Source organism: Parazoarcus sp. PS-13 R2A, assembly GCF_057621855.1.
The window spans coordinates 314,301-330,634 of sequence record NZ_JBYEXN010000002.1 but is presented as its reverse complement, the minus strand read 5'-3'; the positions used below and the strand labels follow the sequence as shown (position 1 = coordinate 330,634).

Genomic DNA, 16,334 nt, shown 5'->3' with positions numbered 1-16,334 from the left:
CGTTATCAGCAAACCCGACGATTTTAATGTAAAGCGCAGCGCGCCGGTAGACGCAGCCCGCGAGCAAAATACCTCAGCGCTCAAGTCCGCGCTCGCGACGTTCGTCGCGCACGCGGATTTTCAGTTCGCGCAGGCGCGCGTCGACGGCAGAAAGGTCGTAGAAGTCGCCGTCCCCCGCCTTGCGTGCAAGTTCGAGTTGCTCGACCGCCGCAGGATAGCTCCCCTGCAGCGTGTACACTTCGGCCTGAGCGCGATGGCGGGCGGTCAGCTTGCCAAGCTGGGCGTTGGCTCGCGACAGCAATTGCCACAGCCGGATATCCTCACCGCGCGTCTGCAGCCCCTGACGAACGCCGGCAACCGCGTCCGCCGCCCGTCCCGCAATGATCTGCGCATCGGCCAGCGCGTAGCGCAGGCTCTGACTCGCAGGAAAACGCCGCACCGCCGCGTCCAGCGTCCTGACCGCGGCCCCTGCGTCACGCCGTGCCATCGAAAGCTCTGCGGCAAGCGTCTCGATGAAGACTGAGGGCTCGGTGCTGCTACGCAATGCCTTCAGCCCCGCCTCGGCGTCGTCCAGCCGCCCGGCGCGCATCTGCGTCCGGATCAGGCCGTAACGCACGGCCTCATCCTTGGGCGTGCGCGCGAGAAGGTCTTCAAAGGTCTTCAACGCCTCTGCCGGCTGCGCCGTCTGCGATCGCAGCTTGGCCCGCACGTAGCGGAAGTCGGCGGAATCCGGCACCTGCCGGTAGCGCAGCGACGCCGCACGGTTCTCCATGTCGGCAATACGTTCGGTCGTCAGCGGGTGGCTGCGCAGATAGGCCGGCGCATTGTTCTCGTAAAGACGGCTCGAGCGCTGCAGCCGCTCGAAGAAGCTGGGCATGCCGCGCACGTCGAATCCGGCGGCCTCCAGCGTCTGCAAACCCGCACGATCCGCTTCGCGCTCGAAATCACGGGAGTAGCCAAGCTGCGACTGGATGGCCCCGGCCTGGCCGGCGGCGACGGCAGCCATGCTGGCGTCCGAGCTGCTGCGCGCCGCCAGCACCGCCACCAGCAGCGAGGCGAGCATCAGAATGCCGGCCTGGCTCTGCTTGCCGACGATCTGGGCGATATGACGCTGCGTGACGTGAGCGATCTCATGGCCGAGCACCGAAGCCAGCTCGGACTCGCTCTCGGAGGCGAGAATCAGCCCCGAGTGCACACCGATATAGCCTCCCGGCAAGGCGAAGGCATTGAGGGTGGCATCCTTGACCACAAAGAAATCAAAACTCTGCAGCGGATCGTTGCTGACTGCAGCCAGCCGCTTGCCGAGTCGATTGACGTATTCCTCGACCTCTGGATCGTCGAGATAGGCCGCATCCTTCCAGCGGATCTCGCGGATGATCTCTTCACCGATACGGCGCTCTTCCGCCGGCGACAGGTCGGACGTACCCACATCACCGAGATCGGGCAGATCGACGGCGTGGGCAGGAAAAGCCAGCGCGAGGCTGAGCAGCAGGGCGAGGGATCGACGCATCATGGGATGCTATGATAACCCTCCCGAAGCGTAGTTCCGGCGTGCGGTGTATCGGCATGTAGCAAGCGCCAGTCGCGCCGTCGAACCATTCACTCAATACCCTTCCGACACCGAACAATGAGCGATTCCACTCCGTCCGCCCTGACCCATTTCGACGCCGAAGGCCAGGCCCACATGGTTGATGTCGGCGCCAAATCGGAAACCCGCCGGGTTGCGGTCGCGACCGGCCGCATCCTGATGGAAGCCGCGACCTTCGACACCATTCAGAGCGGCACGGCAAAGAAAGGCGACGTGCTGGGCATCGCCCGCATCGCCGCCATCCAGGGCGCAAAACGCTGCAGCGACCTGATCCCGCTGTGCCACCCGATCCCGCTCACCCGCGTCGCCGTCGAGTTCGAAAGCGATCCCGCCGCGCTCGCCATTCGCTGCACGGTGACGGCCGAAACCGTCGGCCGGACCGGCGTCGAGATGGAAGCGCTCACCGCCGTCAACGTCGCCCTGCTCACCATCTACGACATGTGCAAGGCGATGGATCGCGGCATGCGCATGGAAGGCATCCAGCTGATGGAAAAGCTCGGCGGCAAGTCGGGGCACTGGGTTTCTGGCAGCTGAAGCCGCTTGGGCGCAAAACCTTCATTGCGCGGCACAAGGGGCGAAAGCCGACAATGCGTGCCGCTAAAAGTCGCCCAGGAAACAGCGTAAGCCTCTGAATTCATTCTGTTGATCAAGACCAGGCCAGGACAGGCACCGGAATTGCGTTCACGCCGGATGCAGTTTTGCTTCAAAGGTCAGGCGTGGTGCAGACGCCACGCCCTGGTTTAAATCTGGAATGAACACGCAGGGAAATCATGGCAATCAAGGATATCAAGGCCTTTTCGGACAAAGCCCGCGCTGATGCGGCCCTCGGCGAACAGCTGAAGGCCTGTCAGAAGGTCAGGGAGCTGCTCGCACTCGCGCGCGACAGCGGCTTCCCGATCGACGAAGTCGAACTCTATCCGCCCAACGAGCCGCAGTTCACCGAAGACCAGTTCTCCGAGCGGCTGTGCAAGGCGCTGCTGCGGGTCTGATCCGACAAGGGCCTGACATCCGTCAGGCCCGGCCTTCCCCCGGCGCGAACAGCCTCAGCGCCCGCGCACCATCGACATGATCTGGCCCGCATCGAGCGAACCCGCCCGCTCCTGGATCTGCGGCAGATAACGCGCTTGCATCTCCTTGGCCGGTCCCAGCAGATTCTGGAACGTGTCGCGCAGCAGTTCGGTACTCATCTGCCGCCCGCCTTCGTAGTAGCGCCGCGCCACCTGACCAAGTGCATAGGTGGTGGCGAAAGAGAATGCGACGCTGGTCGCGGACTTGCCGAGCTGGCGCCCCAGGCCGCCCCCGACCTTGCCCAGCAGTCCGCCAAGCAGCTTGCGCCCGAACTGTTCGAGATACTGCGAGGTCAGGCCAACGCCCATCGTGGCCAGCAGTTCGCGGATATGACCCTGGTCGAGTTCGTGCCCATAGGTCTTTCCGATGCCATAGACCATCTTGATCTGCAGCGGAATGATCGCCATCGAAGCCCACGACTGCGGCAGAAGCTCAAGCGCCCCATTCAGAATCGCGTAGTTGAGAATACTGCGATCCATCTCGGCGTCCGCCGCAGGGTTCGATGCAGCGCGCGGAATTTCCTGAGCCGCAGGGACACTCGACGGCGCCATCGGCGCTGCCGCATCGATCAGGTCGGCCATTTCCTCCCCCTGCTGGTCGACCGGCGCTGTCACCGCGCGCCCCAGACCCAGCGCGGCCGCGAGCGCATCGAGGAAGGCACGCTCGGCCGGACTGGTGTGACCGTCTGCATCGCACACACAGACCGCCATCTCGTATGCAAGCTGCCGGTGGGTCGGCTCGCCCAGCGCGGCGACCGCATCGTCCAGGCTGACGCGCTTGAGCAAGACCTGCTGGTAAAGACCGCGCAGATCGGCCGCACCGGCTTCTCCGCTCAGCGATTCGGCGATGCCGCGAATCTGCTCACGCTCGTGCTCGTCGTTCGCGCCATCGGCAAAGGCGGCCATCAGGGCGATGGTCAGGACGGCTTTCTGCTGATCTGCATTCATGATGTCTCGGGCTTGATGAAACGGGTGCACTCAAGACCCGATGAGCATGCGCGAGTTCCCCGCGGTGACGCAGGCGCCCGATCAGAAGGTCATGCGCCAGGGCAGTTCGCCCTGGATGAAGAGCCTGGCCTCGTCCGATGCAGGGCGGGAGAAGAAGCGCTGCGTCGGCGTGTGTTCGCACACCTTGCCGGCGGACAGAAAGACGATGTCGTCGCCGAGCCGGGTGGCCTGTCCGAGGTTGTGGGTCACCATCAGGATGCGGGTGCCGTCGGTACGGATCTCGCGGATGATGCGCTCGACTTCCGCCGTTGCCGACGGATCGAGGCTGGCGGTGGGTTCGTCGAGCAGCAGCAGGCGCGGGCGGGTCAGCCAGGCGCGCGCAAGCGCCAGCCGTTGCTTCTCCCCGCCCGACAACTGGCGCGCGCTGTCACCGGCGCGATGTGCGAGCCCGATGCGCTCGAGCACGGCCATCGCCCTGCGCTGGCGCTCGGCCGCAGACACGCCGAGCGGCTTGAGTCCGAGCGCGACGTTCTCCAGCACCGTGGCACGCAGCATCATCGGATGCTGGAACACCATCATCACCCCGCGCGCCGGACGCACACCACCGCCCCAGTCGATTGTCCCGCCGCAAGGTTCGACCAGGCCGCACAGCACGCGCAGCAACATGCTCTTGCCCGCTCCGTTGGGACCGAGCAAGAGCGTGATGCCCTCGCTGCCGAGCTGCAGATCGATGCCGTCGAGCACGGCATGTCCGTTGGGTGAAAAGCGCAGATTGTCGATACGGACAGGGAACATCGGACCTCGGTCAGTCGTAGCGTCGCATCGCCCACTGCCGCAGCAGGAAGGCAAAGGCGTTGAGCGCGAGAATGAGCAGGATCAGCACCACACCGAGCGCAATGGCCAGCGGCAGGTCGCCCTTGCTGGTTTCCAGCGCAATGGCCGTCGTCATCACCCGGGTCGAGCGGTCGATGTTGCCACCGACGATCATTACCGCGCCCACCTCGCTCATGGCGCGCCCAAGCCCCGCGAGCACCGCGACCATCAGGGAGTGGCGACAGTCGTACAGCAGCGTGGTCACGCTTTGCCACCAGCTGAAGCACATGACCTGCAGTTCTTCCGCGTAGCGTTGCCACACATCCTCCACCACCTGGCGCGCAATCGCAGCCATCAGCGGTATCACCAGCAAGGTTTGCGCGACCACCATTGCAGCCGGGGTGTAGAGCAGGCCAAAGTCGCCGAGGGGCCCCGAGCGCGACAGGAACAGATAGACCACCACGCCGACCACGACCGAGGGCAGGCCCATCAGGCCGTTGATGAGTACCGAGGCGGCATGCTTGCCGGGAAAGCGCCCGACGGCCAGACAGGCGCCGAGCGGAAGGCCGATGAGCGTACCCAGCATGACCGCGCCGCCGCTGACCTTCAGCGACAACCAGACGATCTCGCCCACTCGCGCGTCGAAAGTCGCGAGCAGGGCCAGTGCATCGGCAAAGGTGGAGGTGAACATCGACATCGCGGGGAGAATACCCGAATCCGCGCGACCTGCCGTGATCGAGGGCGGCCCAGGGGCGCCGGTGTGGCTGTTGGGTGGGCTGTCGAGAGCGCCGCCGGGAAATGCGTTTGTGGGGAAACAAGCCGATGCATGTCTGAGCCCGCATCGCGGGCGAGTTTGCATCGGCGCCCCACAAATGCAGTTCCTGGCGGGAAGCCGAAGGCCGCGAACGTCTGCCCGCCCGGCAGCCACACCGGAACAGCTCCCAGGGCCGCCCTCGATCACACCCCTGGATTACACGCTGTCAGCCGCCACCCTTCTGCATCGAGCGATCGAGTCTGGCAAGCCAGCTGCGCCGCGCCGGCTCGTCACCGCCTTCAAAGCAATATCTGACCTGCAGCTGAGGCAGCTCGAAAAGGCCCAGCCTGCGCACCGGCAAAACGAGCAGTTCCAGCGTCAGGCGCTGCTCGCCATCAACCAGCAGCAGGCGTCCCGGCGTTGGAGTGCTCACGTCTGCCCATGCGGCACGCAGATCGCGCTCGAACTCCGCCGGCGTCGCGGTCACCAGGCGCTCGACGACCTCCGGCACCGGACCATTGATGAAAGCCATCCTCAGCCGCCGGCGATCGGCGGCCAGATCGCCAGTTCGTCACTCGGCTGCAGACGGTGGCGAATACGCTCGGACGGCGGAATGAAGACACCATTGACCAGCACCAGATGCGCGCTGCGCTCAGGCACGTTGTAGCGGCGGATCAGGTCTGCCACCGTCGTTCCGTCCTCCACATCGAGCTCAAGGCGGTTGCCCTTGCGCTCGGCGGGAAGGTAGTCGGACAGCGAAGCAAACAGTTTGAACGCAACTTTCATCGTGACACGTGCCCTCACCTTGCGAGCGCCATCGGTTGCGAGGTCGCGACATAGGCATCGACGAACTGCAACGGTGTCTCAAGCAAGCGCTCTTTCCACTTCCCGAGTTTGACCTGCCCGTGAATCAGGCCGCGCAGGGCACCGACATGCTCGGTCAGCCCGATCGATGTGGCACCGATCAGTACATCGTCCTTGAACTGCAGGCTCAGGTAGCGGCTTCGCATTTCATCCACATGCTCGACGCCCTCACCGCCCTTGTCCGCAGCCTCACCCCACCATTGTCCGAACGAGGTCGAGATCAGGCCCAGGGTATCGAGCACGTTGATCGCCAGCACGCCGTTGAGGCAGTTGTCCCGTCCCGCCATGTTGAGTGCGGCCACGCGGGCCTGATCGGCAGCGTTGGGCTGAATCGCGGCGACAAGGTGGGCGCCGGTAAACACGTCCGGCGCCTCAGCCACGTCACCCGCAGCGTAGATACCTTTCACGCTGGTTTCCAGATGGTCGTCCACCAGCACGCCCTTGGCCACATGCACGCCCGTTCCCTCGAGAAAGGCGACGTTCGGCGCCACGCCCGCGGCAACGATCACCAGATCGCAGTCGATCTTGGCACCCGTGCTCAGGCTCACGGTCAGTGGCGAGCCCGCACCGCGGTCGATGCGGTTGACCCCGGCCGAGGTGATCACCTTCACACCCTTGTTCTCGACCCACTCCTTGATCATGCCGCCCGCTTTCGGCGTCATCATGCGCGGCACCATGCGGTCGCCCATCTCCACCACGGTGAGCTCGACGCCGCGCTTGGCCAGCGCCTCCATGATGATGCAGCCGATGAAGCCGGCGCCCAGCTGCAGCACCCGCGCACCGGGCTTCGCGTGTGCGGCGATCGCACGCGCATCCTCCAGGGTCCAGCAGGTCTGCACCTCGGGCAGGTCGACGCCCGGAATCGGCGGGCGCACCGGGTGCGAACCGGTCGCGATCAGGAGACGGTCGTAGTCCTCGAAATGGCCGTCGAAAAACAGCATGCGCTGCTTCTCGGTGTCGAGCGCCACGGCCCGCCCGCGCAGTTCGCGGATGCGGAGCTGCTCGAAGTGGCCCGGCGCCTTGCGCAGCCAGGTGCCCTTCTCGTCGATGTTCTCTTCCAGCAGGTAGGGAATCGCCATGCGCGAATAGGGCGGTGAGTCCTCGTTCCCAACCAGCACGATTTCGTCCTGCGGCGCGGCGCGGCGCAGGGTTTCAGCGGCCACCACACCAGCGGGGCCGTTACCGAGTATCAGGTGTTTCATCAGACATCCTCGATGCACAGCCGCGGCCGGCCCCTCGCAAGGCCTCCGCGATCATTGCAAATGCGACCGATGCGGGCGCTGCCACGAGCGGCCGGATGTCGGCCGGCCGCTCACTGGCTCCCGCTCCCCGTTTACAGCCCCAGGCGGGCCTTGGTCTCAGCGGTCGGCACCCCGTCAGGCGTCCAGCCACGCGCCTTGTAGTACTCCGGCAACATGGTCGCCAGCCCATTGACCAGCCCCTTTGCCGGACCGGTCTTGGCCGGCTCGGTGGTCAGGCGCGGCGGCAGGTTGTCGTCCTTGGCGGTGAAGCCGGCAGCGTTGTTGAACTCGCGCTCCATGTTCCAGATGCGCTCGCCCACCTCGTTGAGCTTGTCCATGCTCCAGTCGCCCTCGCAGGCGGCGTCGAGCTGGGGCTGCACATCGGCCAGGGTCCACGCAAAGCTGGTGAATACGCAGATACCGGCAGAGTCGAACACTGCGGTGGCATCCTGGAACGCCTTGACCAGTTCCGGCTTGCCCTCGGTGGTGAGCGGATCGGTCTTGACCGGAATGCCGAGCACTTCGGAGGCCACGGTGTAGCCGCGCAAATGGCAGGCGCCGCGGTTCGAGGTGGCGTAGGCCAGGCCCATGCCCTGGATGCCGCGCGAATCGTAGGCCGGGAACTCCTGGCCCTTCACGCTCATCGACAGCCCGGGATGACCGTACTTTTCGCACAGGCGCTTGGAGCCGAGGCCGATCTCCTTGCCAAAGCCCTCGCCATTTGCCGTCATCTCCACCAGCTTCGCCAGCGCCTCGGCAGAGCCGAAGGGCGAATCGATGCCGATCTTGGCCGAATCGAGCACGCCCATGTCGTACAGCTCCATCACTGCACCCACGGTCGCGCCGAAGGAGATCGGGTCCATGCCCTGCTCGTTGCAGATCATGTTGGCGTACTGCAGGGCCTCGATATCGCCCACGCCGTTGGCTGCGCCCAGTGCCCAGGCGGCCTCGTACTCCAGACCGCCGGACGCCCCCCAGTACTTGGGACTGTTCTTGACGGTGAAGTGGCCCTTGTCGATTTCCGAGATGCGACCGCAGGCGATGGTGCAGCCGAAACAGGCGGCATTGGTCACCAGCTGCGGCTTGCCGTCGCTCTCGCGCTTCTCGTGCATCGCCTCGGCGGAGATCTTGCCGGCGTCCTCGAACTGCACGTCGCGGTGATTGCGGGTGGGCAGCGCGCCCATCTCGTTGATCACGTTCATCAGCACCTGGGTGCCGTACTTGGGCAGCCCCTGGCCGGTCACCGCGTTATCCGCCAGCACCTTCTTGGCGTCGGTGGTCGCCTTCATGAAGGCCTTGAAGTCGTGAATGCCGGACACGCCCTTGGTGCCGCGCAGTGCGACTGCCTTGAGGTTCTTCGAGCCCATCACCGCGCCCACGCCGGAGCGCCCTGCTGCACGGTGCAGGTCGTTCACCACACAGGCGAACATCACTTCGTTTTCGCCCGCGAGGCCGATCGACGACACGCGCACCAGCGGATCCTGCAGCTCGTGCTTGATCGTCTCTTCGGTCTCCCAGCAGCTGCGACCCCACAGATGGCCTGCATCGCGCAACTCGGCCTTGTCGTTTTCGATGTAGAGATAGACCGGCTTGGGCGACTTGCCCTCGAAGATGATCATGTCCCAGCCGGCGAACTTGAGCTCGGCGCCAAAGTAGCCGCCCGAATTCGAGCACGCGATGGCCCCCGTCAGCGGCCCCTTGGTCACCACCGTATAGCGCCCGCCGGTCGAGGCCATGGTGCCGGTCAGCGGACCGGTGGCCATGATCATCTTGTTGTCGGGTGACAGCGGATCGACCTTGGGATCGATTTCCGATACCAGGTACTTGGTCGCCAGACCGCGCGAGCCGAGGTAATCCTGAGCCCACTTCATGTTCAGCGGCTCTTCCTTGCATGTGCCTGCCGTCAGATCGACACGCAGGACTTTTCTGTTCCAGCCCATGGTTGCTCCTCCTTCAGGCGGCAGTGGTCGGCGTATTGGCCTTGGCGGCCCAGGTGCGCATCTTGTCCAGCCCCGTCCAGTCGGCGTCGATGTAGGTGATCGCCGCCGTCGGACAGGCCTCGGCACAGGCAGGATTGCCATCGCACAAGTCGCATTTCTGCACCTTGCCCGACTCCTGGTTGTAGTTGATCGTGCCGAAAGGACAGGCGATCGTGCACACCTTGCAGCCAACGCAGGTGTCTTCGAACACCATCTTGGCGCCGGTGGAAAGGTCGATGCGGATCGCATCGACCGGACAGGAATTCAGGCACCAGGCTTCGGTGCACTGGGTACAGGTGTATGGCACCTTGCGCCCCTCGGCCTCGAAGTTGAATACCTTGATCCGCGACTTGCTGGGATTGAAGACCCCGGTGTGCTCATACGAGCAGGCCATCTCGCACTGCAGACAGCCGGTACACTTTGCGGGATCAATATGAAGTGATTTCCACATCAACCTTCTCCTCCGATTTCCGTTGTTATGACAGTGATGAAGCAACTCATATGAAGCACACTTCATACCTGCCGTCGAGGATACGCCCGACCCCGGACGGGACAAGCGCAGGAAAACCCTTATTACTAATGGATTAGACGGCCCGGAACGCAGCCTTATTTCATGCGGCCGATCTTGCGATACAGGGTGTTGCGACTGATGCCGAGACGGCGTGCTGCGGCCGACACATTGCCGCCCTCTTCGAGCATCACGCGGGAAATTGCATCGAGCTCGATCTCGTCCAGGCTGCGCCCCGCGGCGGCTTGCGCGGGTACTGCCGCCGCAGTCGGTGAGGACGCCGCCACCGCGCTGGCCTGCCCGCTCTCGGCGTCGTCCATCGGATCGGAACCGAACAGCTCCTCTGGCAGATGCAGAGGCAGAATCTCGTATTCGTCGTCATCCAGCAGCGCCACTGCAACTCGGATCACGTTCTGCAGCTGGCGCACATTGCCCGGCCAGGGGTAGCGCTCGAAGAAGTCGAGCACCTGCTCGCTGATCGTCACCTCGCCACGCGCGGGGTCGACTTCGGACGCCAGAATGATGGCGACGATCGAGCGGATGTCACTGCGGTCGCGCAGGGGTGGCAGGGTGACGGTCAGGCCATTCACCCGATAGTAGAGATCCTCGCGGAAGCTGCCGTTGCGCACCGACTCTCGCAGCACCCGGTGGGTCGCACACACCAGGGTGATATCGACCGGCACATTGCGTTGAGCCCCCACCGGTGTCACGCAGCGCTCCTGCAGCACCCGCAGCAGACGCGCCTGCATCGCCAGCGGCATGTCGCCGATTTCATCGAGGAACAGCGTGCCGCCATGCGCCTGCTGGATCTTGCCCACGGCCCCTTCGCGCCGCGCACCGGTAAAGGCGCCGCCGACGTAACCGAAGAGTTCGGATTCGATCAGGTTCTCGGGAATGGCCGCGCAGTTGACCGCCACGAAGGGGCCGTCCTGGCGCGGACTGGAATAATGGAATGCGCGCGCAAACAACTCCTTGCCCACGCCCGATTCACCCTGAATCAGGAGCGGAATGTCCTTGCCCATGATGCGCGCTGCGCGATCCAGCGCCAGCTGCAAGCGTGCATCGCCGGTCGACAGGCACTCGAGCGTCGCCCGCCCGCTGCGACGGTCGCACGGCGGATTGCGTCCGGCCGACTCGCCCGCGCCCGACGTACTGCGCGCCTCACCCTGTCCGCCGGCATCGCTGCGCGAGTTCGCCTTACCCACCGTCGGCACCCGCCCGCGGATGCGCGCATAGAGCGGTTCGCCCCCGCGCAGCTCGAGCGCCTGCAGCGAGCAGACGTCGCGCGAGCAGCGGTCGATGAAGGTGCCGAAGGGCAGGCGGAACAGGGTGCCGAACTCACCGCAGACCATTCCACCCTGCTTCACGCCGAGCAGGGCCCTGGCCACCGGATTGGCCCCCACGACGCGCCCCTCGGACGACACCGCGAGCAAGCCCTCCTGCAGGCCGCCGACACACTCGGGACGGTTATGGAATGCGATCAGCAGTTCGCGCGCGAACTCGATCTCGAACAGACGCTTCTCGAGCAACTGCGCAGCCAGACGCGCCAGTCCGAGGGTATGGCGCTGATTGCCACGATAGTCGCCGGAGATATCCAGCACCCCCTCGATCTCACCGCGCGGGTTGAACACCGGCGAGGCGCTGCAGGTCAGGATGCCGTTACGGTCAAGAAAGTGCTCGGCACCGTTGACCTCGACAGGCGCAGCCTCGACCAGGGTGGTGCCGATCGCATTGGTGCCCCGTACCGACTCGCTCCATGAGGAGCCTGGCTGCAAGGCCACGCGTTGCGCCCGGCTGACGAAATCGGGATCGCCCATGCTGTGCAGGATCATGCCCTGGCTGTCGGCCAGGATCACCATGCTGCCCGAAGCGCGGATCTGCTCGAACACATGCTCCATGATGCCGGCCGCGTTGCTCAGCAGGGACTTGCTGCGCTCCCGCGCAAGATCCAGCCCGAACCGGCCTTCGGGGTCGCCGCGGCCATCGTCCCGATAATCGACGCCACTGTCCCGGCAGCGCAGCCAGGATCGCAGCACCTCCTGCGGCAGTTCGATGTCCGCACACTCTCCACGATCGAAAAACTGGTGTCGCGCCTCACGCACACGCAGTTCGTGCGGCGTCGTGGCCATTGGGTGACCTGTCATGTCGTCTCCTCCAGCCCCCTGTCTCTATTTTTTGTCGGGGGACATGTTCCAAAACTTAGCACCTGTCACGATGCGCAGCAACCGCCGCACCCTGGCGGCAGTTCATCGTGAGCAATTTCCTTGCCATACAGGGAGTCCGGCAACAGTGGCACAGCGTTTGCAGAGCATGAGCACACCGGCCCAACCGGGGACATGCGAATCAAAGCGCTTCAATACCAGCCATGAGGAACGATACAGTGGAAGACAAGTACAACAAGGAGACAGTCACCCGTTCATTACGTCAGATCGCTTGCGCTGCAGCATTGGCAAGCGTCACGCTGATTGCGGGTGCTCACGGAGACGTCACGCCGCAGGCGGTTGATGTATCCACGCTCAAGCCGCTCGGAAAGGACTGGCTTGTCAGCAACCCCTATCGCAAGGACAAGGAAGCCATCCGCATCGGCGACTCGGCCTACAACCAGAACTGTGCGCGCTGCCACGGCCTGGGCGCCGTCTCCGGCGGGATCGCACCTGACCTGCGTTACCTGCCTAAAGGTGACGAGGGCGACGAGATTTTCATGCAGCGCATCCGTGACGGTGCCAGCCGCGGGGGACGTGTCTACATGCCGCCGTTCGAGGGTATCCTGCCGCAGGAAGCAATGTGGTCGATTCGTGCATGGCTGGAGACCGTACGTGAAGAATGAACGCAGACACTTTCTCCTGGGCGCAGGCGCAATGCTGGTCGCTGCCGCGCTGCCCGCGCGTGCGGCGGCGGCCGAACTTGAGCTGCAACAGGCTGGCGCACTGCGCATTGCGGTCTATGCCAACTATCCGCCCTGGTCGGACAAGGGCCAGGGCATTGATATCGCACTGGGCAGGGCGCTGGCGGCCAGGCTCGGGCTGCGTGCCGAGTTCGTCGAGTTTCCGGCCGACGAAGACATGAGCGACGACCTGCGCAACATGGTGTGGAAAGGCCACTACCTGGGCATGCGCCCCGGCGACGTGATGCTGCACGTACCGGTCGATCGCAACTTTGCCGCCAACAATGACAAGGTTACGATCTTCGCGCCCTACCACCTCGAAACCATGGCGATTGCGCGCAACAGCGCACGCATTCCAGCCATCGCGGGGTCGGCCGCCAACGCATTCGAAGTGTTCACGCGCGAGCGCATCGGCGCCGAGCTCGACACCCACGGAAGCGACTTCATGCTCCATGTGCTCAACGGTCGCCTGCGTGACCAGGTCACTCACTACCGCAGCATTCCGCTCGCAGCAGCGGGTCTGAAGGCCGGCGAAGTGGCTGCCGTGATCGGCACCCGCACCGAACTTGAATCGGCATTCAAGGATGCGCCCGGCGTTGCCATCGACAGCCTGCAGATGCCCGAACTTCGCGTGACCGGCTGGCCACTGGGTATGGCGGTGAAAGCCGATCATCCGACGCTTGCTGCTGCACTCGGCGACGCCCTGGCAGAGCTTCAGCGCAGCGGCGAGCTTGGCCGCATCTTCAGTGAGAACGGCAGCACTCACCGTCTCCCCGGAGGAATCTGACTCATGACAACACGCCAGAACCGGCGGTGAGCATGCACTCCGTCACCCCTTGCCCTGCATGACATTTGCGGGCCTGGCGCCCAGCCTCGCCGGCGCGGTCCCTCTTGCCCATGTCCCAACTGAAAAGTCGGGCACGGTCCGCGACACCGAAACCGATCAGCCCGTGGGCGAGCTGCCATGGGGCGTTGAAATCAACTAAGCACGCAACGCAACACAACGGTCGCGGCGCCATGTTGCTGCACTGAGTGCACGCCATCCTGGTGCCGGACCTGATCGACCGAGTCGGAAAACGGTGCCGCGCGCAAACGGAAGACACCTGCTCCAAAACGAGACACCTGCTCCACTCCGGAGCAGGTGTTTTTTCTGCTCAGTCCTTTGCGCCAGCAAGAATCCATGCGATCGCGGCTTTCAGATTGTCGTCGCTGATCCTGCTTTCATCGTTCGGCGTCATTGGAATGGCGCCCCAGGTGCCTGAACCACCATGGCGGACCTTGTCGAAGAGCTCGGATGCGGCGCCGGCCTGCCCTTCGTACTTTGCCGCCACCTCACGATAGGCCGGGCCCACCATCTTCTTGTCGACTGCATGACAGGCCACACAGCGCGCTTTCTTCACGATCTCCATCGACGCCATTGCCGGCGCCGACATCGAGGCCATCAGCACAGCCCCCACTACCATCGTCCTGATCATCACGGTATTCACTCCTTGGCCGGGTGCACGCCGCACCCTTCTGTTGGGAAACGGGTTTCAAACAACACCGGCTGCCTCCAGCCCGGCCCATTCTTCGTCGGTGAACAGGCGCGAACGGGTGTGAAAGCTCTTGCCTTCAGGCCCTTCCAGCGAGAAGGTTCCACCCCCACGCGTATCGAGCACATCAATGATCAGCTGCATGTGCTTCCAGTACTCATATTGCGAACTGCTGATGTAGAAAGGACAGCCGCCGATCTCGCCCAGGCGCACATCCTGGTCGGTGCACAGCTCGCCCGGCAGGTAGCAGTTGGCAGCACTGCCGTCACAGCAGCCGCCGGACTGGTGGAATATCAGGTCGCCATGCTTGGCGCGCAGCAACTCGATCAGGGCCAGTGTGGCCTCGGTTGCAATGACTCTCTCGACCATGACGGCCTCCATCGTTGCAAAAAAAGCGGGCGGCAATTGCCGCCCGTGAACTCACTTTCATGAGGAGGGAGAACTTCAGGCTGCCCCGCATATCGCAGCTCGACATGCGGGGCCTTGTATCAGAAGAAGCCGAGCTTCTTCGGGTCGTAGCTGACCAGCAGGTTCTTGGTCTGCTGATAGTGGTCGAGCATCATCTTGTGCGTCTCGCGACCGATACCGGACTCCTTGTATCCGCCGAAGGTGGCGTGTGCCGGATAGGCGTGGTAGCAGTTCGTCCACACGCGTCCGGCCTTGATTGCGCGACCCATGCGATACGCCCTGCTGCCATCGCGCGTCCACACACCGGCACCCAGTCCGTAGAGGGTATCGTTGGCCAGTTCGAGCGCTTCAGCTTCGGTCTTGAAGGTGGTCACCGCCAGCACCGGTCCGAAAATCTCTTCCTGGAAGATGCGCATCTTGTTGTGGCCCTTGAACAGGGTCGGCTTGACGTAGTAGCCGTCACCCAGCTCGCCTTCCAGCTGCGCCCGGCCGCCACCGATCAGGAGCTCGGCACCTTCCTGCCGGCCCACATCCATATAGCTCATGATCTTGCTCAGCTGCTCTTTCGAGGCCTGAGCGCCCATCATCACGTCGGTATCGAGCGGGTTGCCCTGCTTGATGGCTGCGACGCGCTCGAGCACGCGCGACATGAACTTGTCGTAGATCGACTCGTGGATCAGCGCACGCGACGGGCAGGTGCACACTTCGCCCTGGTTGAAGGCAAACAGCACCAGACCTTCGATCGCCTTGTCGAAGAACTCGTCGTCGGCATCGGCGATGTCGGCGAAGAAGATGTTGGGCGACTTGCCGCCCAGCTCAAGCGTTGCCGGAATCAGGTTGTTTGCAGCGGCCTGGGCGATCACGCGGCCGGTCGAGGTGGAGCCGGTGAAGGCGATCTTTGCAATGCGCTTGCTGTTGGCCAGCGGCATGCCGGCTTCGCGACCGAAACCGTTGACCACGTTGAGCACGCCCGGCGGCAGCAGATCGGCGATCAGCTCGGCCAGCACCAGGATGCTGACCGGAGTCGATTCAGCCGGCTTGAGCACCACGCAGTTGCCGGCGCCGATGGCAGGCGCCAGCTTCCAGGCGGCCATCAGAATGGGGAAGTTCCACGGAATGATCTGACCCACGACGCCCAGCGGCTCGTGGAAGTGGTACGCCACGGTGTTTTCGTCGAGATCGCTCAGACTGCCTTCCTGCGAGCGCAGGCAGCCGGCGAAATAGCGGAAGTGATCGACCGCCAGCGGGATGTCGGCATTGAGCGTCTCGCGAATCGGCTTGCCGTTATCCACGGTCTCGGCATAGGCAAGGATCTCGAGGTTGGCTTCGAGCCGGTCCGCGATCTTCAGCAGGATGTTGGCCCGTTCGGCCGGCGGGGTGCGACCCCAGGCGTCGGCAGCAGCATGCGCGGCATCCAGTGCGAGCTCGATGTCCTCCGCGGTGGAGCGGGCGGCCTTGCAGAACACGGCGCCGGTAATCGGCGTGATGTTGTCGAAGTACTGCCCCTTGACCGGCGGAACCCACTCGCCACCAATGTAGTTGTCGTACTTTTCCTTGAACTGAACCTTGGCACCAGGCCTGCCGGGCATTTCGTAGATCACTTTTTGTCTCCTTCCGGGTAAGCGAATAACGCGGTGTTGCGTTGCACCTCCTTTCGCAGGCCCCATGCCAGCCCTTGAGCCTTTGCATCCCGCTCGGAAAAATCTCCATAGTTTTCCGGCACATGTCTCATTTCCAGGCGCCACGCA

17 protein-coding genes are annotated in these 16,334 nt (G+C 64.0%); 4 read left to right on the top strand and 13 right to left on the bottom strand.

Annotated elements, in window-relative coordinates:
• Window positions 1–73: 73 nt before the first annotated feature.
• The gene (locus AC22G6_RS03395; protein ID WP_108949071.1) at window positions 74–1,513 is read right to left on the bottom strand and encodes a M48 family metalloprotease; all 1,440 of its coding nucleotides are present in this window, start codon (window positions 1,511–1,513) and stop codon (window positions 74–76) included.
• A gap of 114 nt (window positions 1,514–1,627) precedes the next feature.
• On the opposite strand from AC22G6_RS03395, the gene moaC reads away from it, so the two are divergent.
• Complete coding sequence (gene moaC, locus AC22G6_RS03390; RefSeq protein ID WP_108949072.1) at window positions 1,628–2,122, top strand: cyclic pyranopterin monophosphate synthase MoaC; 495 nt, start codon at window positions 1,628–1,630, stop codon at window positions 2,120–2,122.
• Window positions 2,123–2,358: 236 nt separating this feature from the next.
• Window positions 2,359–2,577, top strand: a complete 219-nt coding sequence (locus AC22G6_RS03385; protein WP_108949073.1) for a Nif11-like leader peptide family natural product precursor — start codon at window positions 2,359–2,361, stop codon at window positions 2,575–2,577.
• 54 nt (window positions 2,578–2,631) lie between these two features.
• On the opposite strand, the gene AC22G6_RS03380 is transcribed toward AC22G6_RS03385, so the two are convergent.
• From AC22G6_RS03380 to AC22G6_RS03340, 9 genes are all read right to left on the bottom strand, one after another.
• Window positions 2,632–3,603, bottom strand: a complete 972-nt coding sequence (locus tag AC22G6_RS03380; protein WP_487365626.1) for a YcjF family protein — start codon at window positions 3,601–3,603, stop codon at window positions 2,632–2,634.
• Window positions 3,604–3,684: 81 nt separating this feature from the next.
• Complete coding sequence (locus tag AC22G6_RS03375; protein ID WP_487365625.1) at window positions 3,685–4,398, bottom strand: ABC transporter ATP-binding protein; 714 nt, start codon at window positions 4,396–4,398, stop codon at window positions 3,685–3,687.
• Window positions 4,399–4,408: 10 nt separating this feature from the next.
• Window positions 4,409–5,113, bottom strand: coding sequence for an ABC transporter permease (locus AC22G6_RS03370; protein WP_487365624.1), 705 nt, complete (start codon window positions 5,111–5,113; stop codon window positions 4,409–4,411).
• 283 nt (window positions 5,114–5,396) lie between these two features.
• Window positions 5,397–5,702 (bottom strand): hypothetical protein, encoded by a 306-nt coding sequence (locus AC22G6_RS03365; protein WP_487365623.1) that lies wholly within the window; start codon window positions 5,700–5,702, stop codon window positions 5,397–5,399.
• A gap of 2 nt (window positions 5,703–5,704) precedes the next feature.
• On the bottom strand, window positions 5,705–5,956 hold the full coding sequence (locus AC22G6_RS03360) for a MoaD/ThiS family protein (RefSeq protein WP_487365622.1): 252 nt from the start codon (window positions 5,954–5,956) through the stop codon (window positions 5,705–5,707).
• A gap of 14 nt (window positions 5,957–5,970) precedes the next feature.
• On the bottom strand, window positions 5,971–7,236 hold the full coding sequence (locus tag AC22G6_RS03355; RefSeq protein ID WP_487365621.1) for an NAD(P)/FAD-dependent oxidoreductase: 1,266 nt from the start codon (window positions 7,234–7,236) through the stop codon (window positions 5,971–5,973).
• Window positions 7,237–7,367: 131 nt separating this feature from the next.
• Window positions 7,368–9,215, bottom strand: a complete 1,848-nt coding sequence (locus AC22G6_RS03350) for an aldehyde ferredoxin oxidoreductase family protein (protein ID WP_487365620.1) — start codon at window positions 9,213–9,215, stop codon at window positions 7,368–7,370.
• A gap of 13 nt (window positions 9,216–9,228) precedes the next feature.
• Window positions 9,229–9,705, bottom strand: coding sequence for a 4Fe-4S dicluster domain-containing protein (locus AC22G6_RS03345; protein WP_108949080.1), 477 nt, complete (start codon window positions 9,703–9,705; stop codon window positions 9,229–9,231).
• A gap of 155 nt (window positions 9,706–9,860) precedes the next feature.
• On the bottom strand, window positions 9,861–11,906 hold the full coding sequence (locus AC22G6_RS03340) for a sigma-54-dependent Fis family transcriptional regulator (RefSeq protein WP_487365619.1): 2,046 nt from the start codon (window positions 11,904–11,906) through the stop codon (window positions 9,861–9,863).
• Between the two features lie 221 nt (window positions 11,907–12,127).
• Here AC22G6_RS03340 and pedF point away from each other — a divergent pair, with 221 nt between their 5' ends.
• Window positions 12,128–12,589, top strand: a complete 462-nt coding sequence (gene pedF / locus AC22G6_RS03335; protein ID WP_487365618.1) for a cytochrome c-550 PedF — start codon at window positions 12,128–12,130, stop codon at window positions 12,587–12,589.
• A complete protein-coding gene (locus AC22G6_RS03330; protein ID WP_487365617.1) occupies window positions 12,579–13,433 on the top strand; it encodes a substrate-binding periplasmic protein in 855 nt (284 codons plus the stop codon). Before pedF ends, AC22G6_RS03330 begins: the two co-directional genes overlap by 11 nt.
• A gap of 367 nt (window positions 13,434–13,800) precedes the next feature.
• Here the strand turns inward: AC22G6_RS03330 and AC22G6_RS03325 are convergent, their stop codons facing one another.
• From AC22G6_RS03325 to adh, 3 genes are all read right to left on the bottom strand, one after another.
• Window positions 13,801–14,121: a c-type cytochrome gene (locus AC22G6_RS03325; protein ID WP_487365679.1), complete on the bottom strand. Its 321-nt coding sequence runs from the start codon at window positions 14,119–14,121 to the stop codon at window positions 13,801–13,803.
• A 57-nt stretch (window positions 14,122–14,178) separates the two neighbouring features.
• Window positions 14,179–14,547 carry a DUF779 domain-containing protein gene (locus AC22G6_RS03320; protein WP_487365616.1) on the bottom strand — a complete coding sequence of 123 codons (369 nt, stop codon included), beginning with the start codon at window positions 14,545–14,547 and terminating at the stop codon, window positions 14,179–14,181.
• A 119-nt stretch (window positions 14,548–14,666) separates the two neighbouring features.
• Complete coding sequence (gene adh / locus AC22G6_RS03315; protein WP_487365615.1) at window positions 14,667–16,187, bottom strand: aldehyde dehydrogenase; 1,521 nt, start codon at window positions 16,185–16,187, stop codon at window positions 14,667–14,669.
• Window positions 16,188–16,334 lie beyond the last annotated feature (147 nt).